The 20619-nt window shown below is 56.7% G+C and carries 21 protein-coding genes; 18 read left to right on the forward strand and 3 right to left on the reverse strand.

Annotation, left to right across the window (positions count from 1 at the left end; translation table 11 throughout):
- Positions 1-4: 4 nt before the first annotated feature.
- Positions 5-295 (reverse strand): DUF1330 domain-containing protein, encoded by a 291-nt coding sequence (locus ACR0EO_RS09690; protein WP_480689312.1) that lies wholly within the window; start codon positions 293-295, stop codon positions 5-7.
- Positions 296-783: 488 nt separating this feature from the next.
- Positions 784-1008 (reverse strand): DUF1127 domain-containing protein, encoded by a 225-nt coding sequence (locus ACR0EO_RS09695; protein ID WP_480689314.1) that lies wholly within the window; start codon positions 1006-1008, stop codon positions 784-786.
- A gap of 910 nt (positions 1009-1918) precedes the next feature.
- Here ACR0EO_RS09695 and mraZ point away from each other — a divergent pair.
- The 9 genes from mraZ (at position 1919) to ACR0EO_RS09740 (ending at position 11600) form a co-directional block, all read left to right on the forward strand.
- Positions 1919-2422: a division/cell wall cluster transcriptional repressor MraZ gene (gene mraZ, locus ACR0EO_RS09700; RefSeq protein WP_480689316.1), complete on the forward strand. Its 504-nt coding sequence runs from the start codon at positions 1919-1921 to the stop codon at positions 2420-2422.
- 4 nt (positions 2423-2426) lie between these two features.
- The gene (gene rsmH, locus ACR0EO_RS09705) at positions 2427-3419 is read left to right on the forward strand and encodes a 16S rRNA (cytosine(1402)-N(4))-methyltransferase RsmH (protein WP_480689750.1); all 993 of its coding nucleotides are present in this window, start codon (positions 2427-2429) and stop codon (positions 3417-3419) included.
- Entirely contained in the window at positions 3416-3784 is a 369-nt protein-coding gene (ftsL, locus tag ACR0EO_RS09710; RefSeq protein WP_480689318.1) for a cell division protein FtsL, read from the forward strand. Before rsmH ends, ftsL begins: the two co-directional genes overlap by 4 nt.
- Positions 3781-5568, forward strand: a complete 1788-nt coding sequence (locus tag ACR0EO_RS09715) for a peptidoglycan D,D-transpeptidase FtsI family protein (protein WP_480689320.1) — start codon at positions 3781-3783, stop codon at positions 5566-5568. The genes ftsL and ACR0EO_RS09715 overlap by 4 nt, the downstream gene beginning before the upstream one ends.
- Before the next feature lie 21 nt (positions 5569-5589).
- A complete protein-coding gene (locus tag ACR0EO_RS09720) occupies positions 5590-7071 on the forward strand; it encodes a UDP-N-acetylmuramoyl-L-alanyl-D-glutamate--2,6-diaminopimelate ligase (RefSeq protein WP_480689322.1) in 1482 nt (493 codons plus the stop codon).
- A complete protein-coding gene (locus ACR0EO_RS09725) occupies positions 7068-8462 on the forward strand; it encodes a UDP-N-acetylmuramoyl-tripeptide--D-alanyl-D-alanine ligase (RefSeq protein ID WP_480689324.1) in 1395 nt (464 codons plus the stop codon). The genes ACR0EO_RS09720 and ACR0EO_RS09725 overlap by 4 nt, the downstream gene beginning before the upstream one ends.
- A gap of 24 nt (positions 8463-8486) precedes the next feature.
- Complete coding sequence (gene mraY / locus ACR0EO_RS09730) at positions 8487-9569, forward strand: phospho-N-acetylmuramoyl-pentapeptide-transferase (protein WP_480689326.1); 1083 nt, start codon at positions 8487-8489, stop codon at positions 9567-9569.
- A 150-nt stretch (positions 9570-9719) separates the two neighbouring features.
- A complete protein-coding gene (murD, locus tag ACR0EO_RS09735; protein WP_480689328.1) occupies positions 9720-11120 on the forward strand; it encodes a UDP-N-acetylmuramoyl-L-alanine--D-glutamate ligase in 1401 nt (466 codons plus the stop codon).
- Positions 11121-11225: 105 nt separating this feature from the next.
- Complete coding sequence (locus ACR0EO_RS09740; protein ID WP_480689330.1) at positions 11226-11600, forward strand: glycine zipper family protein; 375 nt, start codon at positions 11226-11228, stop codon at positions 11598-11600.
- On the opposite strand, the gene ACR0EO_RS09745 is transcribed toward ACR0EO_RS09740, so the two are convergent.
- Positions 11597-12775, reverse strand: coding sequence for a BaiN/RdsA family NAD(P)/FAD-dependent oxidoreductase (locus ACR0EO_RS09745; protein WP_480689332.1), 1179 nt, complete (start codon positions 12773-12775; stop codon positions 11597-11599). The two genes, ACR0EO_RS09740 and ACR0EO_RS09745, sit on opposite strands and share 4 nt — an antisense overlap.
- A gap of 146 nt (positions 12776-12921) precedes the next feature.
- On the opposite strand from ACR0EO_RS09745, the gene ACR0EO_RS09750 reads away from it, so the two are divergent.
- The 9 genes from ACR0EO_RS09750 (at position 12922) to ACR0EO_RS09790 (ending at position 20611) form a co-directional block, all read left to right on the forward strand.
- Positions 12922-13215 (forward strand): putative quinol monooxygenase, encoded by a 294-nt coding sequence (locus ACR0EO_RS09750; protein ID WP_480689752.1) that lies wholly within the window; start codon positions 12922-12924, stop codon positions 13213-13215.
- Positions 13216-13383: 168 nt separating this feature from the next.
- Positions 13384-14547: a putative lipid II flippase FtsW gene (gene ftsW, locus ACR0EO_RS09755; protein WP_480689334.1), complete on the forward strand. Its 1164-nt coding sequence runs from the start codon at positions 13384-13386 to the stop codon at positions 14545-14547.
- Positions 14547-15644 (forward strand): UDP-N-acetylglucosamine--N-acetylmuramyl-(pentapeptide) pyrophosphoryl-undecaprenol N-acetylglucosamine transferase, encoded by a 1098-nt coding sequence (locus ACR0EO_RS09760; RefSeq protein ID WP_480689336.1) that lies wholly within the window; start codon positions 14547-14549, stop codon positions 15642-15644. Before ftsW ends, ACR0EO_RS09760 begins: the two co-directional genes overlap by 1 nt.
- On the forward strand, positions 15641-17050 hold the full coding sequence (murC, locus tag ACR0EO_RS09765) for a UDP-N-acetylmuramate--L-alanine ligase (protein WP_480689338.1): 1410 nt from the start codon (positions 15641-15643) through the stop codon (positions 17048-17050). The genes ACR0EO_RS09760 and murC overlap by 4 nt, the downstream gene beginning before the upstream one ends.
- A 77-nt stretch (positions 17051-17127) precedes the next feature.
- Complete coding sequence (locus tag ACR0EO_RS09770) at positions 17128-17373, forward strand: DUF2484 family protein (RefSeq protein WP_480689340.1); 246 nt, start codon at positions 17128-17130, stop codon at positions 17371-17373.
- A complete protein-coding gene (locus ACR0EO_RS09775; RefSeq protein WP_480689342.1) occupies positions 17370-17624 on the forward strand; it encodes a DUF2484 family protein in 255 nt (84 codons plus the stop codon). Before ACR0EO_RS09770 ends, ACR0EO_RS09775 begins: the two co-directional genes overlap by 4 nt.
- A gap of 45 nt (positions 17625-17669) precedes the next feature.
- A complete protein-coding gene (gene murB / locus ACR0EO_RS09780) occupies positions 17670-18596 on the forward strand; it encodes a UDP-N-acetylmuramate dehydrogenase (protein ID WP_480689343.1) in 927 nt (308 codons plus the stop codon).
- A gap of 108 nt (positions 18597-18704) precedes the next feature.
- The gene (locus tag ACR0EO_RS09785) at positions 18705-19622 is read left to right on the forward strand and encodes a D-alanine--D-alanine ligase (protein ID WP_480689345.1); all 918 of its coding nucleotides are present in this window, start codon (positions 18705-18707) and stop codon (positions 19620-19622) included.
- Positions 19610-20611 (forward strand): cell division protein FtsQ/DivIB, encoded by a 1002-nt coding sequence (locus ACR0EO_RS09790; protein WP_480689347.1) that lies wholly within the window; start codon positions 19610-19612, stop codon positions 20609-20611. The genes ACR0EO_RS09785 and ACR0EO_RS09790 overlap by 13 nt, the downstream gene beginning before the upstream one ends.
- Positions 20612-20619: the final 8 nt, after the last annotated feature.

Below are 20619 nucleotides of genomic sequence, written 5' to 3' on the forward strand. Positions count from 1 at the left end.
AAGCTTACAGCCCTTCGACCAGAACCATATTAACCGAAGCCGTCCGATGCCGGATTTTGGCTAGCTCCACATAGTCTGGATCATTTTTCCAAGCCTCTGCGGCCTCCATTGATGGGAACTCCATCAAAACGATGCCGTCTTCCGCCCAACTCCCCTCAATTACCTCTACTGGCTTGGATGAAACCGTCAGCAACCGGCCACCATGACGGTCAAAGATCGGCATGAAACCTTCAAGGTACCCTTGATACCCGTCGGGGTCGTGAATCGTGATCTGGGCGATGAAATAGGCGGGCATTCGATGCTCCTAAGTCAGTTCCGGGTCTTCACTCTACATCCTGTTTGCGAAAACGAAAAACGGCGGTTCCCAGGGAGGAGGAGAGGAAACCGCCGTTCTTTTCAACATCAAGGCAGGGAGGAGGAGAGCCTCGATGTATCCGAACCCGAGTTTGACCCCGGTATGTGTTGGACGCGGCGACACCAGGGAGGAGGAGAGGTGTCGCCGCGCGCTTTCAACATCAGGACAGGGAGGAGGAGAGTCCCGATGTATCCGAACCCGGGTGCAATCCCGGTATGTGTTAGACGCGGCGACGTCAGGGAGGAGAAGAGACGTCGCCGCGTGCTTGCAACACCAGGAAAAGGGAGGAGGATCCCGGTGTGTCTGCGTCCGGCGTTCAGGGCCGGTATAAGACGCGGCGACATCAGGGAGGAGGAGAGATGTCGCCGCTGAAATACAGGTCCTAAAGGGAGGAGGAAGGACCTGATCTCGGTTATGTCGTTACGCGTTTACCGCGTGAATTGATCTTCGGCCGCTTGCATGGCCAGACGACGGATCATCGAGCGGTGCAGGCCCAGGTCAGCCAGTTCCCGATCTGACAAGCCGGACATTTCGTTCACTGTCTGGCGATAGATGCGGTAGCGGGCAAAACGGGTTTTCACAGCGTCAAGCATCGACACCAAGCCATTTTCTGGCGCGCTTTTGAGCGCAGTTTGTTGAGTTGCTACAGCCATGATGTAACCCGATAGTTTTCGTTGTGGCCGATGTTGCTCGGCGCTTGCTTGAGATTGAAAATACGGAAATGCTGCAATTGCACAATGGCCGGTCTCGTCAATGCCGCTATGCAGCAATTGCATAGATATCAATGTGTTGTAAGTGTGACGGTAAAAATGCCTTTAGAATAAGGGTTTAGAAATTCACGTTGGGAAGTGCGGCTATATTAAGGCATTCAGGGTGCGTTCGCTTGCTCCTTCTTTGGGCGCGGTATTCTGAAATTTGTGCGAACTGCGAACGCTGATGCTAAGGCCAGAGGTTTGCCGGGGTCGGGTGAAAGGCGCATGGGAAATCATGGGCGCCTGGGCGGACTGAGGTGGTTGTGACTAAATCTGGCGGATTCCGTATTGAGTGATTCGTGGAAAAACACGCGGTTTTGGGCCCTTTTTAGGGCGCGTGCGTGGAATCTGGAAAAAATCTGGGAAATTATGGGACAGCTTGGGCGAGTCTCTAATTTGTCTATATGTAGGATATTATAAAACCTCGCCCTCTAATTGTGGTATGTATTTGCGCATTCCCTTTTCTTGTTGCGTCGGTTATCTTGCGATTCCCGTGCTGTGGCGTGAAATTTCTTATTGATTTCCATGAATTCCCATGGCATCCCTAATACATCCGATGAGGACGAGGCACATGGGGCACCAAACGACCCCGAACCAATAAAAACAGGTTTCATACAGGCATCTCGCTTTTCATCACTCAAGAGATCCGGCGCGCGAGCGAGCAGACATCCCCCCAGGTGGCGCGCGCAGCTGGACATCCCGCAAAGCGGGTCAATGCGGCGGGTTGATCAGTGGCAGCAGATCAACCCGCCGTTTTTCATCCGGGGGGAAGTGAAATTTTGGTGGGGCGCAAGCGAAAGGGACAGTCGTCTTGGCGCGCAGGTTTAGAGGTGAAAGCCACCACAAGGTGGATACGAAGGGCAGGGTATCAATCCCGGCCTCTTTTCGCCGTGTGCTTGAAGCCTCTGATCCAAACTGGCAGCCCGGTGATACTCCTGAACTGGTAATCGTCTACGGTGACCACCGCCGCAAGTTCCTTGAATGCTATACAATGCAGGCGATCGACGAGGTCGACGAAAAAATTGATGCGCTGCCGCGCGGCTCGATGCAGCGTAAGATGTTGCAGCGCATGTTCCACGGCCAGTCCTTCCCCACAACTGTTGATGAAACCGGCCGCCTGGTATTGCCAGCCAAGCTGCGCACCAAAATTGGGCTTGAGGGTGAAGCATTCTTTATCGCCGCTGGTGACACGTTCCAGATCTGGAAACCCGAGACCTATGAGTCCGAAGAATTGGCCGCTGCTGAGGAATGGCTGGACGAACAGCCCGAGGACTTTGATCCTCTGGAGTTCCTAGATGGCGTCGGGGACGCGTAACGGCATGGCCGGCGCTGAGACTCCTTCCGACAAACCACATATCCCCGTTCTGTTGCGCCCATTGCTGGCCGCCGTGGCGCCAGTGTCTGGTGTCTGGCTGGATGGCACCTTTGGGGCGGGTGGATATACGCGCGGCCTTCTCGAGGCTGGGGCCGACAAAGTCATCGGCGTGGACCGCGATCCGCTGGCTTTTGAAATGGCAGCTGATTGGGCGGGTGATTATGGCGACCGGTTGGTCATGCAACCCGGTGTTTTCTCGCGCATGGATGAATACGCGCAGGATCTGGACGGTGTGGTGCTGGACCTCGGTGTCTCATCGATGCAGTTGGATCAGGCCGAGCGCGGGTTTTCCTTCATGAAAGATGGTCCGCTGGATATGCGTATGAGCCAGGAAGGTGAAAGCGCAGCTGACCTGGTTAATACGGCAACTGAAGCGCAACTGGCCGATATCATATTCCACTATGGTGAGGAGCGTGCCAGCCGCCGTATCGCCAAAGCCATCGTTAAGGCGCGGACCGAAGAACCAATCACCACAACCCTGCGGCTGGTTGAGATCATCGAGTCCTGCTTGCCGCGCCCGAAGCCGGGCCAATCTCACCCTGCGACGCGCAGCTTTCAAGGTCTGCGGATTGCGGTGAATGCGGAATATGAAGAGCTGTTTCAGGGTCTTATGGCCGCTGAGCGGGCATTGAAGCCAGGCGGACAATTGGCCGTCGTGACATTTCACTCGATCGAGGATCGGATGGTCAAACGGTTCTTTCAATCTCGGGCGGGTAAAACCGGTCGCGCCAACCGCTACGCGCCCGAACTGGAACAGGAACTGCCGCAATTCACTCTCAAGACTCGCAAGGCCGTGGGCCCTGACGAGCAGGAATTGCAGGAAAATCCGCGAGCGCGCTCGGCTAAGCTGCGCGTGGCGGTACGGACCGAGGCTCCGGCAGGGGAAATTGATGCCCGTGCCATTGGGATGCCGCAACTTGGGGGAAGGGCGAAATGAAGAGTGTTTTGTATGTGTTGACCGCTCTGTCCGTGTTTGGACTGGCATTGTGGGCGTATCAAGAGAATTACCGCACCCAACAGGTGGTGAAGGAAACGCAAAAATTGCAGCGCGAGATTGGTATGGCGCAAGTGCGGTTGGCCGTTCTGAACGCTGAATGGGCCTATCTGAACCGGCCTGACCGGCTGCGCGAACTAGCCGACCTGAACTTTGAACGCCTAGCGCTGTTGCCGTTGCGCGCCGAGCAATTTGGTCGTGCCGATCAGATTTCTTATGCTGAGGATCCCGATCTGCCGATCGTCGACCCGATTGAATTGCAGGCCATCACCAGTACTCAGGCGTTGGGTGAGGTGCAAATCCCATGACCCGCACGCCCCTGCGCCCTCTGGCCCGTATTCTCGACGCCCGCGCCCGGGGCGAAAACCCCAAGGCGATTGAGCGCGAGAATATCCGCCAGCGCCACGAAGATATGAAAGATCGTTCCCGCGCCCGCGCCGAAGGGCGCCTTTTGGTTTTGGGACTGTTCTTTTTCTGCGCATTCTCAGTTGTTGGCGTTCGAATGGGCATGCTGGCAACATCTGAGGCGCAGGAGCCGCTTGCCAGTGCACCCGGTGCCGCAATTGCGATGCAACGTGCCAATATTGTTGATCGGGAAGGGCGCATTCTGGCCACCAATCTCGACACATATTCCGTATATGCGCAGCCACCGCTGATGATCGACCCGATTGCTGCAGCAGATCAATTGGTGGCGATTTTCCCTGATCTTGAAAAAGAGCGTTTGGTCAAGGATTTCACCGGAAACCGCAAGTTCCTGTGGATCAAGAAACGCATCTCACCAGAACAGAAACAAGCGGTTCACGATATCGGCGACCCAGGTATTCTGTTTGGTCCACGTGAAATGCGGCTGTACCCGAACGGTCGTCTTGCCGCGCATGTTTTGGGGGGGGCGGGTTTTGGACGTGAAGGGGTAAGCGCCGCTGAGGTGATCGGTGTTGCTGGTGTTGAAAAGCAGTTCGATGACTATTTGCGCGACCCTGCAAACGGTAATAGGCCGCTGCAGCTTTCGTTGGATCTGACGATTCAGGCGGCTGTTGAGCAGGTGCTCTACGGCGGCATGAAAATCATGAACGCCAAGGGAGCTTCGGCGGTTTTGATGAATGCGCATACGGGCGAGGTTGTTTCGGCCGCGTCGCTTCCATCATTTGACCCCAATGACCGTCCTCGTCCGCCGACCTCGGGTTTTGATCCTTCGGACAGCCCGCTGTTTAACCGCTATGTGCAGGGCGTGTACGAACTCGGCTCGGTGTTTAAGATCTTTACCGCAGCACAAGCCGTGCAGTTGGGGCTCGTGAACTCCGAGACTATCATCGACACCTCCGGCCCAATGCGGATCGGTCGTTTCCCGATTGGTGAGTTCAATGGCAAGAACTATGGCAAGATCAGCGTGGCGGACGTTATCGTTCACAGCTCGAACCGGGGCACGGGGCGTCTAGCGCTGCAGATTGGGTCGAAAAGGCAGCAGAACTTTCTGAAATCTCTGGGCATGTTCGATCCTACCCCGTTCGAAATTGTCGAGGCCGCTGGTGGTGAGCCGCTTAAGCCCAAGAAATGGGGCGAGCTGAGCACAGTGACTATTTCTTACGGCCACGGTCTGTCGACTAGCCCAATGCATCTGGCGGCCGGGTATGCAGCGATTGCCAATGGTGGGCATTATGTCAGCCCAACCATTCTGCGTAAGAACGGCCCCCAGTACGGCCCGCGCGTCTTGTCGGAAAACGCGGCAGATCAAGCGCAGAAAATGCTACGTAAAGTCGTAACTGACGGCACGGCGAGCTTTGGCGATGTGGCTGGATACGATGTCGCGGGAAAGACAGGCACGGCAGATAAACCTAAGCCTCGCGGCGGATACTACGATGACAAAGTGATCGCGACCTTTGCCACGATCTTTCCAGCGTACGATCCCAAGTATGTGCTGATCGTCACTTTAGATGAACCTTCCATTGTCGCTTATGGCGAAAAACGCCGTACGGCAGGGTGGACAGCGGTTCCTGTGGCCGCTGAACTGATCGGTCGTATTGCCCCGCTGCTGGGTCTGCGTCCCCGGCTTGAGCCTGAGGCACGCGCTGCTATAACCCTGACCTCAAATTAGGCTATCCAAAAGAGGTGGGTCATGGGCAAAAGGACGAAAACACTCAGCCAACTGGCCCTAACCGCTCGGGGAGGCGCAAATCCCGACATAACCGGACTGGCTGTCGATAGCCGCGAAGTCAAAGACGGTTACTTGTTCGCAGCTTTGCCTGGAACCCGTGTTCACGGCGGTGAGTTTATTCAGTTTGCCTTGCGTATGGGCGCAGCGGCTATTCTGACCGACGCAGAAGGTGCTGAGATTGCCGCCGAAGAACTGGCCGCTTCAAACGCTGCACTCGTCGTGGTCGAGGATCCGCGACAGGCGCTGGCCGGTTGTGCAGCACTGTGGTTCGGAACGCAGCCGCAGACGATTGTTGCAGTGACCGGGACCAACGGAAAAACTTCGGTATCAACTTTTGTCCGGCAGATCTGGATGGAGCTTGGTCACGCGGCGGTGAACCTTGGAACAACAGGCGTAGAAGGAGCCTGGACCGCACCGCTGGCTCATACTACGCCCGAACCGATTACTCTGCATCGTTGTCTTGCGGAAGCAGCTGAAAACGGAGTCACACACGCCGCGATGGAGGCATCCTCGCACGGGCTTGAGCAACGACGCCTTGATGGCGTGCATCTGACAGCTGCGGGATTTTCGAACTTCACTCAGGATCACCTGGATTATCACGAAACATTCGAGGCCTATTTCGCGGCTAAAGCCGGGTTGTTCGATCGCGTTTTGCCTCAGGATGGCACCGTAGTCGTTAATCTGAGCGACCCGAAGGGTGTCGAAGTGCGCAAAATCGCTGAGGCGCGGGGACAAACTGTTCTTAGTGTTGGGCAGGGCGATGCCGATTTGTGCCTGATGAACCAGCGTTTTGACTCAACAGGTCAGGACTTGCGCTTTTCTTGGCTGGGCAAAGTGTATCAGACACGTCTGAACCTTATTGGTGGGTTTCAAGCCGAAAACGTGCTGCTTGCTTGCGGGTTGGTGATCGCAGGAGGGGAAGAGCCCGAACGCGTTTTCGAAACTTTGCCACATCTAACTACCGTGCGTGGACGAATGCAGCTTGCCGCAACGCGCGAAAATGGCGCGGCGGTGTTTGTGGACTATGCGCATACGCCTGACGCTGTGGCGACTGCGCTCAAAGCGATGCGACCGCACGTGATGGGTCGGCTGGTTGCTGTTGTCGGCGCAGGCGGGGATCGTGATGCCACCAAGCGGCCGTTGATGGGCCAAGCCGCAGCTGAAAACGCCGACATTGTTTTCGTTACTGATGACAATCCGCGTAGCGAAGATCCCGCGACGATCCGAGCTGCTGTTCTTTTGGGAGCGCCAGAGGCAACGGAGGTAGGTGACCGCGCCGAAGCCATCCTGCGTGGTATTGATGCATTGCAGCCGGGAGACGCTTTGTTGATCGCTGGCAAGGGGCATGAAACCGGTCAGATCGTCGGTGATCAAGTCCTACCATTTGATGACGTAGAACAGGCCAGTATCAGCGTGGCCGCTCTGGACGGGAGGGTGGCATGACACTTTGGACTGCTGCAGAGGCTGCTGAGGCTACGGGTGGCCGTGTCACGACCGACTGGGTGGTGAACGGTGTGTCGATCGATACCAGAACCCTTCTGCCGGGTGACTTGTTCGTGGCGCTCAAGGCTGCGCGGGACGGTCATGATTTCGTGGAGCAAGCGTTGGAAAAAGGTGCAGGTGCTGCGCTGGTTTCACGCATTCCAGAAGGTGTTTCCGAGGATGCCCCCTTGCTTATCGTCAACGATGTGCAGGAAGGGTTGGAGGCGCTCGGACAGGCTGCGCGGGCCAGAACAGACGCCCAAGTTGTTGGTGTGACCGGTAGCGTCGGAAAAACCTCTACCAAGGAAATGTTGGCCACCATTCTGGAAACGCAGGGAAGAACCCACGCCAGCGTCGCCAGTTATAACAACCATTGGGGCGTACCGCTGACGCTGGCCCGAATGCCGCGTGACACCGAGTTTGCGGTGATCGAGATAGGGATGAACCACCCCGGAGAGATTGCTCCGCTCGCACGTCAGGCGCGTCCGCATGTTGCCTTGGTGACAACCGTTGCAGCAGTGCATCTTGAGGCCTTCGAGTCGGTTGCCGGTATTGCTCATGAAAAAGCCACTATTTTCGAAGGGCTTGAGGCCGGCGGAGCCGCCATTGTGAATGCCGACATCGAACACGCGGATATTCTGCGCCAGACGGCTCGTGATCACGGCGCTGGAATCGTCGACTTTGGTCTTAAGGCCTCGGATTACAGTTTGGGCGACGTGACACAAAGCAGTGACTCGGTGCACGCGACTGCTGCTGTTGGTGATGCAGCCATTGCCTTTGATGTCCAATCTGCAGGAACTCATTTCGCAATGAATGCGCTTGGCGCGTTGGCCGCTTGTGCAGAAATGGGGATCGACCTGGATGCGGCTATTGCCGGTCTCGGCAAATGGTCACCGGTCCAAGGGCGTGGTGTGCGCGAAACTCTGTCTTTGGCGACAGGGGGGCAAATCGAATTGCTGGACGATAGTTACAACGCCAACCCGACCTCGATGGAGGCTGCGCTTGATGTTCTAGCCGCGTCGAACGGGACACGCCGGATCGCATTTCTCGGCGACATGAAGGAATTGGGGCCTCAGGAAGTCGTAATGCATGCCGATATGGCAAGCGTGGCGGCCATGAAGCAGATCGACAAAGTTCATTGTATCGGCCCGTTAATGCACGCAATGCACCAAGCGCTGCCTGAGGAAAGGCGCGGGCTTTGGTTTCAAACAAGCGAAGAGATGGCAGAACATTTGCCTAGCCTGATTAAGGCAGGCGATACGGTACTCGCCAAAGGTTCGCTGAGCATGGCGTTGGCACGCATTGTTGACGGTTTGCGGAAAATGGGGCAAGGGAGCGCGCTTGACCCATAATCTCGGCGCGAGAAAGGTTTTAATATGCTCTATTGGTTGACCGGCCTGTCGGACGGAGGGGATTTTTTCAACCTCTTCCGGTATATTACGTTCCGGGCTGGCGGTGCGTTTATGACAGCGCTGATCTTTGGCTTTATTTTTGGCAAGCCGCTGATCAACGTGCTGCGACGCAAGCAGGGCAAGGGTCAGCCCATCCGTGACGATGGGCCCGAAGGACATTTTTCCAAAGCCGGAACACCAACAATGGGTGGCTTGCTGATTGTCGGCGCTTTGGTGACCTCTACGTTGATCTGGGCGCGATGGGATAACCCTTATGTCTGGATGGTGCTGTTTGTAACACTGGCCTATGCAGCCATCGGGTTCGCGGATGACTATGCCAAGGTGTCTAAGCAAAACACCAAGGGCGTGTCTGGAAAGATGCGTTTGGCGCTGGGAATAATAATCGCGGTTCTAGCCTCGCTATGGGCTTCGCTACATCACCCAGAAGCTTTGCAAAACCAACTGGCCGTGCCGATTTTTAAGGATACACTGGTCAATCTTGGGATATTCTACATACCCTTCAGCATCATCGTAATAGTGGGCGCGGCGAATGCGGTAAACCTGACGGACGGTCTGGATGGCCTGGCCATCATGCCTGCAATGATTGCTGCTTCGACTTTGGGCGTGATTGCCTACGCAGTGGGGCGTGTCGACTTTACCGAATACCTCGATGTTCACTACGTACCCGGTACCGGAGAGATCTTCATTTTTACCTCAGCGCTGTTTGGCGCGGGGCTTGGCTTCCTTTGGTACAACGCGCCGCCGGCTGCGGTTTTCATGGGTGATACCGGGTCTTTGGCCTTAGGTGGGGCCTTGGGTGCGATGGCGGTGGCAACAAAGCACGAGTTGGTGCTGGCCGTGGTTGGCGGTTTGTTTGTCGTCGAAGCGCTGAGTGTCATAATTCAGGTGCTTTACTTCAAACGCACAGGGCGTCGTGTGTTCCTGATGGCTCCGATCCATCACCACTATGAGAAAAAGGGTTGGGCCGAACCAACCATCGTGATCAGGTTTTGGATCATTTCGCTGATTTTGGCGATGATCGGGCTGGCAACGTTGAAAGTCCGGTAAAACTCCCGCCAGGTTCGGCGGACCGTGGGGCCGCCTTACACCTGTTAGGCTTGGCTCGCGCTCATGCGCGAGCCTTTTGCCGCTCTTGCCTTCGGTCATTTCTTCTGCGCAGTGTGACGGCCAATTGGACGTCAGAAGAAGGTGGGCGGCATGATCCCGGTCAAAGGGTTTTCAGGGCAAAAAGTTGCGGTTCTGGGGCTTGGGCGGTCGGGGCTAGCCACGGCGCGCGCATTGCGGGCTGGCAAGGCCGAGCCGATTTGCTGGGACGATAACCCAGCCGCGCGAGCAAAAGCCGAGGCCGAAGGGTTCACGTGCACGGATCTGCGGCGTCACGGAACGTTCGACGGAATTTCATCGCTTATAGTATCGCCGGGCATACCGCATCTGTACCCCGAACCCAACCCTGTCGTAGCTGCAGCTTTAGAGGCGGGCGTGCCCGTGGATAACGATATCGGTTTGTTCTTTCGCTCGTTCGCTGGACCAGAGTGGAACAACTACGACTCTCCGCCGCGTGTGATTGCGGTGACTGGATCCAACGGAAAGTCTACCACAGCAGCCCTTATCAACCACATCCTGACGGAAGCCGGCAAAGAAGTTCAACTGGCAGGCAACATCGGACGCGGCGTTCTGGACATTGACCCTGGTGGGGATGGTTCAGTGGTGGTGCTGGAGCTCAGCAGTTATCAAACGGAACTGGCTCGGTCCTTAACGCCGGACATTGCGATCTTTACGAACCTTTCACCGGACCACTTGGATCGGCACGGCGGCATGGGCGGTTACTTTGCGGCCAAACGACGGTTGTTCGCCGAAGGCGGCCCAGATCGTGCCGTCATTGGGATTGATGAGAGCGAGGGCGCCTTTTTGGCTGGGCAGTTGGCCGAAGGTCCAACTGATGATCGGGTGATCCGTGTTTCGGTCGCGCGCAAACTGACAGGGCCGGGTTGGCAGGTCTTTGCACGCAAGGGATTTTTGTCGGAGTACCGAAAAGGTCGCCAAACCGGATCAATTGATTTGCGTCCCGTCAAGGGATTGCCCGGTGCCCACAACCACCAAAATGCGTGCGCGGCTTATGCCGCGTGTCGGGCACTAGGATTGGCGCCGCGGGTGATCGAGGATGCGCTACATACTTACCCCGGTCTGCCGCACCGTAGTCAAATCATCGCAGAAGCGGGCGGTGTGACCTATGTGAACGACTCCAAGGCCACTAATGTGGATAGTGCGCTGAAAGCCCTAACGGCGTTTAAAAAGATCCGGTGGATCTGCGGCGGATTGGAAAAAGAGGGTGGTGTCGCCGATCTAAACGCTGCTGCGGATCAAGTGATCAAGGCTTATGTGATCGGGCGCGAAGCAGCCGGTTTCGCAATGCAGCTAGAGGCGGATGCACAGGTCTGCACGACCATGGCAGATGCAGTCGCGCAGGCAATGGCGGATGCCCAGCCGGGTGAGACAGTATTGTTGGCCCCTGCGGCGGCCAGTTTTGATCAATACGACAATTTCGAACAACGCGGAGACGATTTCACGGAGCAGGTTCGGCAACGCCTTGCGGAATAGTCATTTGCAATAGATCGCCTGTTGGGCCAAGCTCCAGTGCTATCAACTTGACGTGCCATGATTATTGGTTTTGCCTGCCCGCAAATTCAACACGAGGTAATGAATATGCCATTTCGTAAGTTCTCACTGATCCTGCCCGCTATTCTGGTGGCTGGCGCTTGCACAAACACCGGCGCGAACTATCAGCCGATTGTCGATGGCCCAATTGGCCCGAATTACAACGTAGACCTGCAGCAGTGTCAGCAACTGGCGGCATCACAGGCCAGCGTTGATGGCACCACCGCTGGGAACGCAGCCATTGGTGCAGTTGGTGCTGCGGCTGTTACCGGCATCGTTCAGGACAGCAGTGATAACCTGGGCCGTGCTGCTTTGGCAGGTGCTTTGGTCGGTGCTGGCGCTGATGTGGTCAACAAAAATCAGAACAAAGAAGTTCTGGTGCGCAACTGCATGCGCGGACGTGGTTATAACGTCGTAGGTTAACGGCTTGCGATGGCACTTCCGGCGGCGTGGCCCGAAGACCATGCCCACTGGAAGTTGTATCCGCCCAGCCAGCCGGTGACATCTACCGCTTCGCCAATCGCATAGAGGCCGGGGACATCCCTGGCCTCCATCGTTTTTGAGGATAGTTCGTCAGTATTGATCCCGCCCAAGGTGACCTCGGCCGTCCGGTATCCTTCGGTGCCAGAAGGTGTCAGTTGCCAATTGGAAAGAGACGCGATCAACTCATTGAGTACGGCGTCGGATTGGTCGGCCAGATTACCCTGCATAGGAAGGTGTTGGCTGAGATAATCAACCAGTCGTGCAGGCAGGTGACGGGCTAACTCGGTTGTCAGCGCCTTGCGGCCACCACTTTGCCGCTGATCTCGCAACAGGTCCAAAAGAGGCAGATCGGGGATCAGGTTTACCCGGATCGCTTCACCCTCGTACCAATAGGACGACAGTTGCAGCACGGAGGGACCGCTGAGGCCGCGATGGGTGAACAGCAGCGCTTCGTCAAAGCTGGTGCGCTCGTTCGACAGGCGTGCGGGTAGGGATACGCCGGAAAGGTCTTTGAACTTGCCGTCCGAAAAGGTGAAAGGCACCAAAGCCGCGCGAGTGTCTGTGATCTGCAGCCCGAACTGCTTTGCTATGTCATACGCCAGCCCGGTCGCTCCCATCTTGGGGATCGATTTTCCACCCGTTGCAAGCACCAGATTTGTACAGGTCAGGCTGTGGCGCTTCCCTTCGCGGTCTACTTCCAGAAAGAATCCGGCCTCGGTCTTGCGCAGATCCTTTAATTCGGTCCGAACCCAAAGGTCGGCCCCGACGCGCTCCATTTCGGTCTGAAGCATTTGAATGATCTGCTTGGAAGATCCGTCGCAGAAAAGCTGCCCCAGCGTTTTCTCATGCCACGCGATGCCGTGGCGCCCGACCAAATCCACAAAGTCCCACTGCGTATATCGCGCCAGTGCGGATTTGCAGAAATGCGGATTCTGAGACAGAAAGTTACTCGGTCCTGCATACATATTGGTGAAGTTGCAGCGACCTCCGCCAGAGATGCGGATTTTTTCCCCCGGAGCCTTTGCATGATCGATCACCAGCACCCGACCGCCGCAGTGGGCGGCGCACATCATACCGGCTGCGCCGGCGCCAAGGATGATCGTGTCATAGGTCATGCGCAGCGCATGGCTTGAATTGGCCGGGATAGCAAGTGGAAGCGAATTTGAATTCCGAGCGCAAGTTCAAGGAAAGCGTGGTGTGTGTGGTAAACTTTTTCCCACAAGGAAACTCAATCTTGTCCATTGCAAAGGAGGGCGACCACATGATCATGCGCGTTTTCCAAGTCACAGTTCGGCCGGGTAAAGAGGCTGAATTCTCAGAGTTTTTTCATGGTACGGCTATTCCGTTGATGCAGAATACCGAGGGTATAGTTCAAGTTTTGCCAGGGGCTGCACGGGCCGAAACGCCGCGAGAGTTCAGTTTTGTCATGATTTGGAGCAGTTTAGACGCGCTGAAGGCTTTTGTCGGCGAAGATTATCAAAACCCGCACATAGATCCGGCCGAAGCGGAATTGGTCGAATCCCGAACGATCAAGCACTACGATTTTGTTGCCTGACCGAGTCAAAACTTCGTGGGTGGCTCCCGAAGCTTAATTCGTTGGCTTTAATGAACCAATTTCCGCCGGAGCCCCGTCATTCTGCTAGCCCAAACGTTAAAATCCCTGTAGAGTCTCAATCAGACCCCGAAAACGGGGCGTTAACGAGGCAGATAGTGGCGGTATCTCATGACTGAGATGGTGTATGGCGCGGTCCAAGACCAGCGCGGCGAACCGATTCTTCCAAAGTGGTGGCGAACGATTGATCGCTGGACGATGTCCTGCGTGCTGATCCTGTTTGTCATCGGGCTGTTACTTGGTTTGGCCTCATCACCACCTCTGGCAGGCCGCAACGGATTTGATCCGTTTCACTACGTCGAGCGTCAGGCGTTGTTTGGCGGACTCGCGCTGATTGCGATGCTGTTGACCTCGATGATGTCTCCGACGCTTGTGCGGCGTCTGGCGGTTCTGGGCTTTTTGAGTGCATTTGTTGCGCTGGCCTTTCTACCGGTCTTTGGAACAGATTTCGGTAAGGGCGCGGTACGTTGGTATTCGCTTGGATTTGCCTCTCTGCAGCCTTCTGAATTCTTGAAGCCGGGCTTTATCGTCGTGGCCGCTTGGTTGCTTGCGGCGTCGCAGGAAATCAATGGCCCTCCGGGTCGGTTGTGGTCATTCGCTCTGTGTATGGCGATCGTTGCGATGCTGGTGTTGCAGCCCGATTTCGGTCAGGCCTGCTTGATCCTGTTCGGCTGGGGCGTGATGTACTTTGTTGCCGGTGCTCCGATGTTGCTTTTGGTTGGCATGGCCGGCGCTGTCGTGCTGGGCGGCATGCTGGCCTATTCAAACTCGGAACACTTCGCACGGCGGATCGACGGTTTCCTCAACCAAGAGGTCGACCCGACAACACAGATTGGCTACGCCACTAACGCAATCCGCGAGGGCGGATTGTTTGGTGTCGGCGTGGGTGAGGGCCAGGTGAAATGGTCTCTGCCTGATGCGCATACGGATTTCATTATCGCAGTAGCGGCTGAGGAATACGGCCTGATCCTGGTTCTGATTATCATCGCTCTTTATTCGTTGATCGTTGTACGCTCACTGCTGCGTTTGATGCGCGAGCGTGATATGTTTATTCGGCTGGCCGGAACTGGTCTGGCTTGTATGTTTGGCGTGCAAGCGATGATCAACATGGGTGTCGCTGTACGCCTGCTGCCCGCCAAGGGGATGACGCTGCCGTTTGTAAGCTACGGCGGCTCGTCGCTGATTGCCGGCGGTATCGCCGTTGGCATGTTGCTGGCCTTTACCCGGACCCGTCCACAGGGCGAGCTTGGCGATATTCTGCGCGGACGAGGCTAATGAGCACACCATACCTTCTGATCGCGGCTGGCGGCACTGGGGGGCATATGTTCCCGGCGCAGGCACTGGCCGAGGCAATGCTGGAAAAAGGTTGGCGCGTACGGCTGTCTACTGATCCGCGCGGTGCTCGCTACACAAGTGGCTTCCCGCATTCGACCGAGATCGTTGAGGCGTCCTCGGCGACCTTCGCCCGTGGTGGTTTGGCTGCCAAGGCGATGGTCGGTCCAAAGATCGCCGTTGGCGTGACGGGCATGGCCGTGCAGATGATGCGCGATCGGCCCGATGTCGTGGTGGGTTTCGGGGGCTATCCGTCGATCCCTGCACTTGGCGCGGCGACCATGCTAAAGATCCCGCGGATGATCCACGAGCAAAATGGCATTCTGGGTCGTGTTAATCAGCTGTTTGCGACCAGGGTTTCTCATGTCGCGTGCGGTGTCTGGCCGACCGATCTGCCTGAAGGTGCAAATGGCATACATACTGGTAATCCAGTTCGTGCCGCAGTGTTGGACAGAGCAGCGGCAGGGTATATCCCCCCCGGCGATTACCCAATGTCCATCTTGGTGATGGGCGGGTCACAGGGTGCGCGTATTCTGAGTGATGTGGTGCCCGCTGCAATTGCCGCTTTGCCCGATGAGCTTCGCGACCATATCCGTGTAGCCCATCAGGCGCGCGATGAGGATGGTGAGCGGGTCACAGCGTTTTACGCCGAACACAGCATCCGAGCCGAGGTGAAACCGTTTTTTCAGGACGTTCCTCGTCGCATGTCCGACGCTCAACTGGTGATTAGCCGCTCTGGGGCGTCAAGTGTCGCAGATATCTCGGTTATCGGCCGGCCTTCGGTCCTTGTTCCGTTTGCCGCCGCCGCCGGAGATCACCAAACCGCAAACGCACGCGGATTGGTTCAAGCGGGTGGGGCAATTATGATTCCCGAAAACGCCCTTGACGTTTCGTCGCTGACCGAGCAAATCACCGCAGTTCTGACAAACCCCGAAGCCGCGCAAAAGATGGCCCATGCCGCCCTCTCGACTGGTGCGCCGGACGCGACCGAGCGTTTGGTTCATCTCGTCGAACAGTTGGCGCAGAAGGAGACCGCATGAATCCAGCAACCAAACTGCCGCAAGATGTAGGGCCGATCCATTTTGTTGGGATCGGCGGGATCGGGATGTCAGGGATTGCAGAGGTACTGCTGAACTTGGGTTACCGGGTGCAGGGGTCGGATCTTAAGACCTCGAAGATCACTGATCGTCTGGCGAGTTTGGGGGCTGAGATTTTTGTCGGCCAAAGGGCTGAAAATCTTAAAAACGCAGCCGTGGTGGTTGTGTCGACTGCGATCAAACCCGGCAACCCTGAGCTGGACGAGGCGCGTGCGCAGGGTCTGCCAGTAGTCCGTCGTGCCGACATGTTGGCCGAGTTGATGCGCCTGCGCTCTAACATTGCTATTGCGGGTACACACGGCAAAACCACAACGACCACAATGATGGCTGAGTTGATGGTCGCGGGGGACTTTGACCCGACCGTTATCAACGGAGGTATCATCCACGCCTACGGCTCGAACGCTCGGATGGGGCAGGGCGAATGGATGGTTGTTGAGGCCGATGAGTCTGACGGTTCGTTCAACCGTTTGCCGGCCACTATTGCAATTGTCACCAATATCGACCCCGAGCATATGGAGCACTGGGGCGACTTTGATCAGCTGCGTGATGGGTTCTACGAATTTGTATCAAACTTGCCATTCTATGGCTTGGCAGTTTGCTGCACTGACCATGCCGAAGTGCAAACACTGGTGGGGCGCATCACGGATCGCCGTGTGCGCACCTATGGGTTTAACGCTCAGGCCGATGTGCGGGCGGTCAACCTGACCTACAAGGCTGGCGTGGCGCATTTTGATATCCACCTGCAATACGAAGATACGGTGATCGAGGGTTGCACTCTGCCGATGCCCGGTGACCACAACGTTTCGAATGCACTTTCCGCCGTAGCTGTGGCGCGCCATCTTGGCATGAAAGCTTCAGAAATTCGGAATGCACTGGCTAATTTTGGTGGTGTCAACCGTCGCTTTACCAAGGTCGGTGAGGTCGATGGCGTTACAATCATCGACGACTATGGGCACCACCCGGTTGAAATCAACGCGGTGCTAAAGGCGGCCCGGCAGGCGACTGACGGTCGCGTCATCGCTGTTCATCAGCCCCACCGCTATTCCCGGTTGTCAAATCTGTTTGACGACTTCTGCACCTGCTTCAACGATGCCGACGTGGTTGCAATTGCAGATATTTTCGCGGCCGGAGAAGACCCGATCGAAGGTGCCTCTCGCGACGATCTGGTGCAGGGCCTGATCCGTCACGGTCACCGCCACGCCCGCGCTTTGCTGGATGAAAGTGATCTGGAGCGTCTGGTTCGAGAGCAGGCCCGTCCTGGTGACATGGTTGTCTGTCTTGGGGCTGGTACGATCAGCGCCTGGGCCAATGGGTTGCCAGAACGGCTGCGGCAAAAGCAAGCCGTTTGACGCGATGGACTTTGCTATCACGCAACTTTAAAGTGTGACATCGCAGATTTAGAACCATGTCCTCGGAGGGGCAATCGATGTACTCGGTGCTTTTCGCAGCCTTATGGGTGGTAGCCGCGACGATTGTCGCCATGTTGCCCATGCGCCTGCAGTTTGTCCCCGGGGTTACGCTGTTCGTTTCGGCCCCTGCGCTGATCGTCTGGCTGGGTTATGACTTCGGCTGGATCTTCGCAGTGCTGGGGTTTGCTGCCTTTTTATCTATGTTTCGCAATGTATTGCGTTTTTATTGGCGTCGCTGGACTGGGGGAGAGGTCGAAGAATGAACTGGTCAATCGCTCTCGCCGCGCTCTGGGGCATCTCCGCTAATGTACTAGCGATGATCCCGAGCAAAGACCATCATTGGACTCGGGCCTATATCCTGATCGCAGTGGGCATCCCGATTTTGGGTTATGTCACTTTGCAAAACGGCCCATGGGTCGGGTTGCTTGTACTGGCGATGGGTATGTCGGTTCTGCGTTGGCCGGTGATTTACCTGGGACGGTGGTTGCGAAAGATGATTGGCGCGACGCCTTGACGCTTACAGCTTGCGCTAACCGATCAAATCCGCGATTTACCGGGCATGATCTCTCTTCCTACGCCACGCGGCAAGCTGTCTGAAAACCGATCCTTGAATGAACTGACCTGGCTGCGGGTCGGAGGGCCTGCTGATTATCTGTTCCAGCCGGCCGATACGGAAGACCTGCAGAATTTTCTGCGCGAGTTGCCTGCGGATGTACCCATTTTTCCGATGGGTGTTGGTTCAAATTTGATCATTCGCGATGGTGGCCTGAGGGCCGTGGTGATCCGGCTGGGACGCGGGTTCAACGGCATTTCGGTTGAGGGCAATACCGTCACGGCAGGTGCTGCCGCACTCGACGCGCATGTGGCGCGCAAGGCGGCGGATGCAGGCGTGGATCTGACATTTCTAAGAACCATCCCCGGTTCGATTGGTGGTGCTGTGCGTATGAATGCGGGCTGCTATGGCAGTTACACCGCGGATGTATTGCGCAAGGCGACCATTGTTACGCGGCAGGGGGAGGTCGTGGATCTAGGGCCGGAAGACCTGAACTTCCGCTATCGCCAATCCGACCTGCCCGAAGGTGCAGTGCTGATTTCAGCCACGCTCGAAGGCCCTTCGGGAAATCCGGAGGAGTTGCACGCCCATATGACAGCTCAGCTGCAGAAGCGGGACGAAACCCAGCCGACCAAAGACCGCAGTGCCGGGTCAACTTTCCGCAACCCTGCTGGGTTTTCTTCGACCGGTAGGGCGGATGACGTGCATGACCTAAAGGCGTGGAAGGTGATCGATGACGCCGGGATGCGCGGTGCGACCAAGGGCGGCGCGCAGATGAGTCCAAAGCACTCGAATTTCCTGATCAACACCGGTACCGCCACTGCCTCAGACCTCGAGGGTTTGGGTGAAGAGGTGCGAAAAAAGGTTTACGAAACAAGCGGCATCACGCTAGAGTGGGAAATCATGCGGGTCGGTGATCCGCTGAAAGAATAAAGCCCCAACCGTCAGACCATAACAGGCAAATTCAGGCGACGGATCAAAGGCATAAACGCAGTACGGACCACTACATAAGGTCCGGGGACATTGAGGCGCACGTTGGGTATGTCGAGCAGGACAAACCCCAAAGTGGCGGTATTGATGGGTGGCCCCTCGGCGGAACGCGAGGTGTCTCTCAGCTCTGGGCGCGAATGCGCAGCCGCCCTACGGGGAGAAGGCTTTGAAGTGGTTGAGCTGGACGCAGGTCCCGACCTCTACGCGCGCCTTTTGGACATCAAGCCAGATGTGGTTTTCAACGCCCTGCATGGCCGCTGGGGCGAAGACGGCTGTGTGCAGGGTCTGCTGGAGTGGATGCGGATTCCCTATACGCATTCAGGCGTACTGGCGTCGGCCCTGGCAATGGACAAGCAGCGCAGCAAAGAGGTTTTTCAGGCCGAGGGTCTGCCGATCGTCCCCAGTGTGATTGTACCCAAGGTCGAAGTGGTCGAAGTCCACGTGATGGAACCGCCATACGTGGCTAAGCCTAATAACGAGGGCTCCAGCGTTGGCATCTATATAGTCCATGAAGGCTCTAACGGTCCGCCGCAATTGTCGGATGAAATGCCTGAGCACGTGATGGTGGAGAAGTACATTGCCGGTCGCGAGCTAACGACGACCGTGATGGGGGATCGTGCCCTGACCGTGACCGAGATCATGACAGATGGCGGCTGGTACGATTACGACGCCAAATACAAGCCCGGCGGGTCATGGCATGTCCTGCCTGCAGAAGTACCGCAGGACATCTTGGATCGCTGTATGGATTACGCACTGCGCGCTCATAACGCTTTGGGCTGCCGGGGAGTAAGTCGCACAGACTTTCGCTGGGATGATAACAAGGGTGCCGACGGGTTGTTTTTGCTCGAGACCAACACTCAGCCGGGCATGACGCCGACCTCTCTGGTTCCAGAGCAGGCCGAACACCTGGGGATGACTTTTGGTCAGCTCTGCGCATGGATGGTGGAGGACGCATCATGCGACCGTTGACAGCCACCCGAGCTCCGACAATTCACCGATCCAAGCCTCTCGCTGGTCCGGACGCTGATTTCGCGTCCGGTGATCGTCACGAGGTGGAGCCAAAGCTGCGTCTGCGTGGTGCAAGCCTGTTCGGGCGCAAATCTCAACGGTTCGACCCGGCTCCGTCCCGTTTGAGCTATCGCTTGCAACGTTGGATGCTAACGCCCGGAGTGCGCCGCGGCCTCAAGGTCGGCGTGCCAATACTCGCGGTTTGCACGGTTGTGGGCCTCTATTTCAGTTCCGAAGGAAGGCGCGAGGCTGTTGTCGCCTATGTCAATGACATCAAGACATCGATCCAACAGCGCCCTGAATTCATGGTCAACCTCATGGCAATCGACGGAGCGGGAACCAACCTGTCCGAAGATATTCGCGAGGTCGTTCCTTTGGATTTCCCGATGAGTTCCTGGGATTTAGATGTTGAGCAGATCCGCGAAACGATAACCGGACTAAACCCGGTGAAATCAGCAACCGTGCGTGTTCGACCGGGCGGAGTGTTGCAAGTCGATGTGGTCGAGCGTCAGCCGGTTATTGTCTGGCGGACACGAGGCGGGATTGAGCTGCTGGATGAAACGGGTGCACATGTTGCGCGCATCCTTTCGCGTAAGGATCACTCTGACTTGCCACTCATTGCAGGGAAGGGCGCAGACGCTCATGTGGGCGAAGCGCTGCAGCTTATGGCAACCGCACGCAGCCTGGGAACCCGTGTTCGCGGTTTGGTGCGTATTGGAGAGCGGCGCTGGGATCTGGTTCTGGATCGTGGTCAGCGCATCATGTTGCCAACCGAGCGCCCTGTGCGTGCGTTGGAGCGTGTGCTGGCCGTGAACGAGGTGCAGGACCTTCTAGATCGCGATGTTGCGGTCGTAGATATGCGCCTTGGGCAACGTCCGACAATAAGAATGACCAAAGCCGCCAGCGAAGACTGGTGGAATACAAAAGTGACAGTGGGTAACGGGCAGTAACGACAATG

It is taken from the genome of Ruegeria sp. BE9 (assembly GCF_056538765.1).

Bases quoted from the DNA above. Each gene is read 5' to 3' on its own strand.
- ACR0EO_RS09690 (WP_480689312.1), bottom strand. From the start codon at position 295: ATGCCCGCCTATTTCATCGCCCAGATCACGATTCACGACCCCGACGGG.
- ACR0EO_RS09695 (WP_480689314.1), bottom strand. From the start codon at position 1,008: ATGGCTGTAGCAACTCAACAAACTGCGCTCAAAAGCGCGCCAGAAAAT.
- rsmH (WP_480689750.1), top strand. From the start codon at position 2,427: ATGGCCGGCGCTGAGACTCCTTCCGACAAACCACATATCCCCGTTCTG.
- ftsL (WP_480689318.1), top strand. From the start codon at position 3,416: ATGAAGAGTGTTTTGTATGTGTTGACCGCTCTGTCCGTGTTTGGACTG.
- ACR0EO_RS09715 (WP_480689320.1), top strand. From the start codon at position 3,781: ATGACCCGCACGCCCCTGCGCCCTCTGGCCCGTATTCTCGACGCCCGC.
- ACR0EO_RS09720 (WP_480689322.1), top strand. From the start codon at position 5,590: ATGGGCAAAAGGACGAAAACACTCAGCCAACTGGCCCTAACCGCTCGG.
- ACR0EO_RS09725 (WP_480689324.1), top strand. From the start codon at position 7,068: ATGACACTTTGGACTGCTGCAGAGGCTGCTGAGGCTACGGGTGGCCGT.
- mraY (WP_480689326.1), top strand. From the start codon at position 8,487: ATGCTCTATTGGTTGACCGGCCTGTCGGACGGAGGGGATTTTTTCAAC.
- murD (WP_480689328.1), top strand. From the start codon at position 9,720: ATGATCCCGGTCAAAGGGTTTTCAGGGCAAAAAGTTGCGGTTCTGGGG.
- ACR0EO_RS09740 (WP_480689330.1), top strand. From the start codon at position 11,226: ATGCCATTTCGTAAGTTCTCACTGATCCTGCCCGCTATTCTGGTGGCT.
- ACR0EO_RS09745 (WP_480689332.1), bottom strand. From the start codon at position 12,775: ATGACCTATGACACGATCATCCTTGGCGCCGGCGCAGCCGGTATGATG.
- ACR0EO_RS09750 (WP_480689752.1), top strand. From the start codon at position 12,922: ATGATCATGCGCGTTTTCCAAGTCACAGTTCGGCCGGGTAAAGAGGCT.
- ftsW (WP_480689334.1), top strand. From the start codon at position 13,384: ATGACTGAGATGGTGTATGGCGCGGTCCAAGACCAGCGCGGCGAACCG.
- ACR0EO_RS09760 (WP_480689336.1), top strand. From the start codon at position 14,547: ATGAGCACACCATACCTTCTGATCGCGGCTGGCGGCACTGGGGGGCAT.
- murC (WP_480689338.1), top strand. From the start codon at position 15,641: ATGAATCCAGCAACCAAACTGCCGCAAGATGTAGGGCCGATCCATTTT.
- ACR0EO_RS09770 (WP_480689340.1), top strand. From the start codon at position 17,128: ATGTACTCGGTGCTTTTCGCAGCCTTATGGGTGGTAGCCGCGACGATT.
- ACR0EO_RS09775 (WP_480689342.1), top strand. From the start codon at position 17,370: ATGAACTGGTCAATCGCTCTCGCCGCGCTCTGGGGCATCTCCGCTAAT.
- murB (WP_480689343.1), top strand. From the start codon at position 17,670: ATGATCTCTCTTCCTACGCCACGCGGCAAGCTGTCTGAAAACCGATCC.
- ACR0EO_RS09785 (WP_480689345.1), top strand. From the start codon at position 18,705: ATGTCGAGCAGGACAAACCCCAAAGTGGCGGTATTGATGGGTGGCCCC.
- ACR0EO_RS09790 (WP_480689347.1), top strand. From the start codon at position 19,610: ATGCGACCGTTGACAGCCACCCGAGCTCCGACAATTCACCGATCCAAG.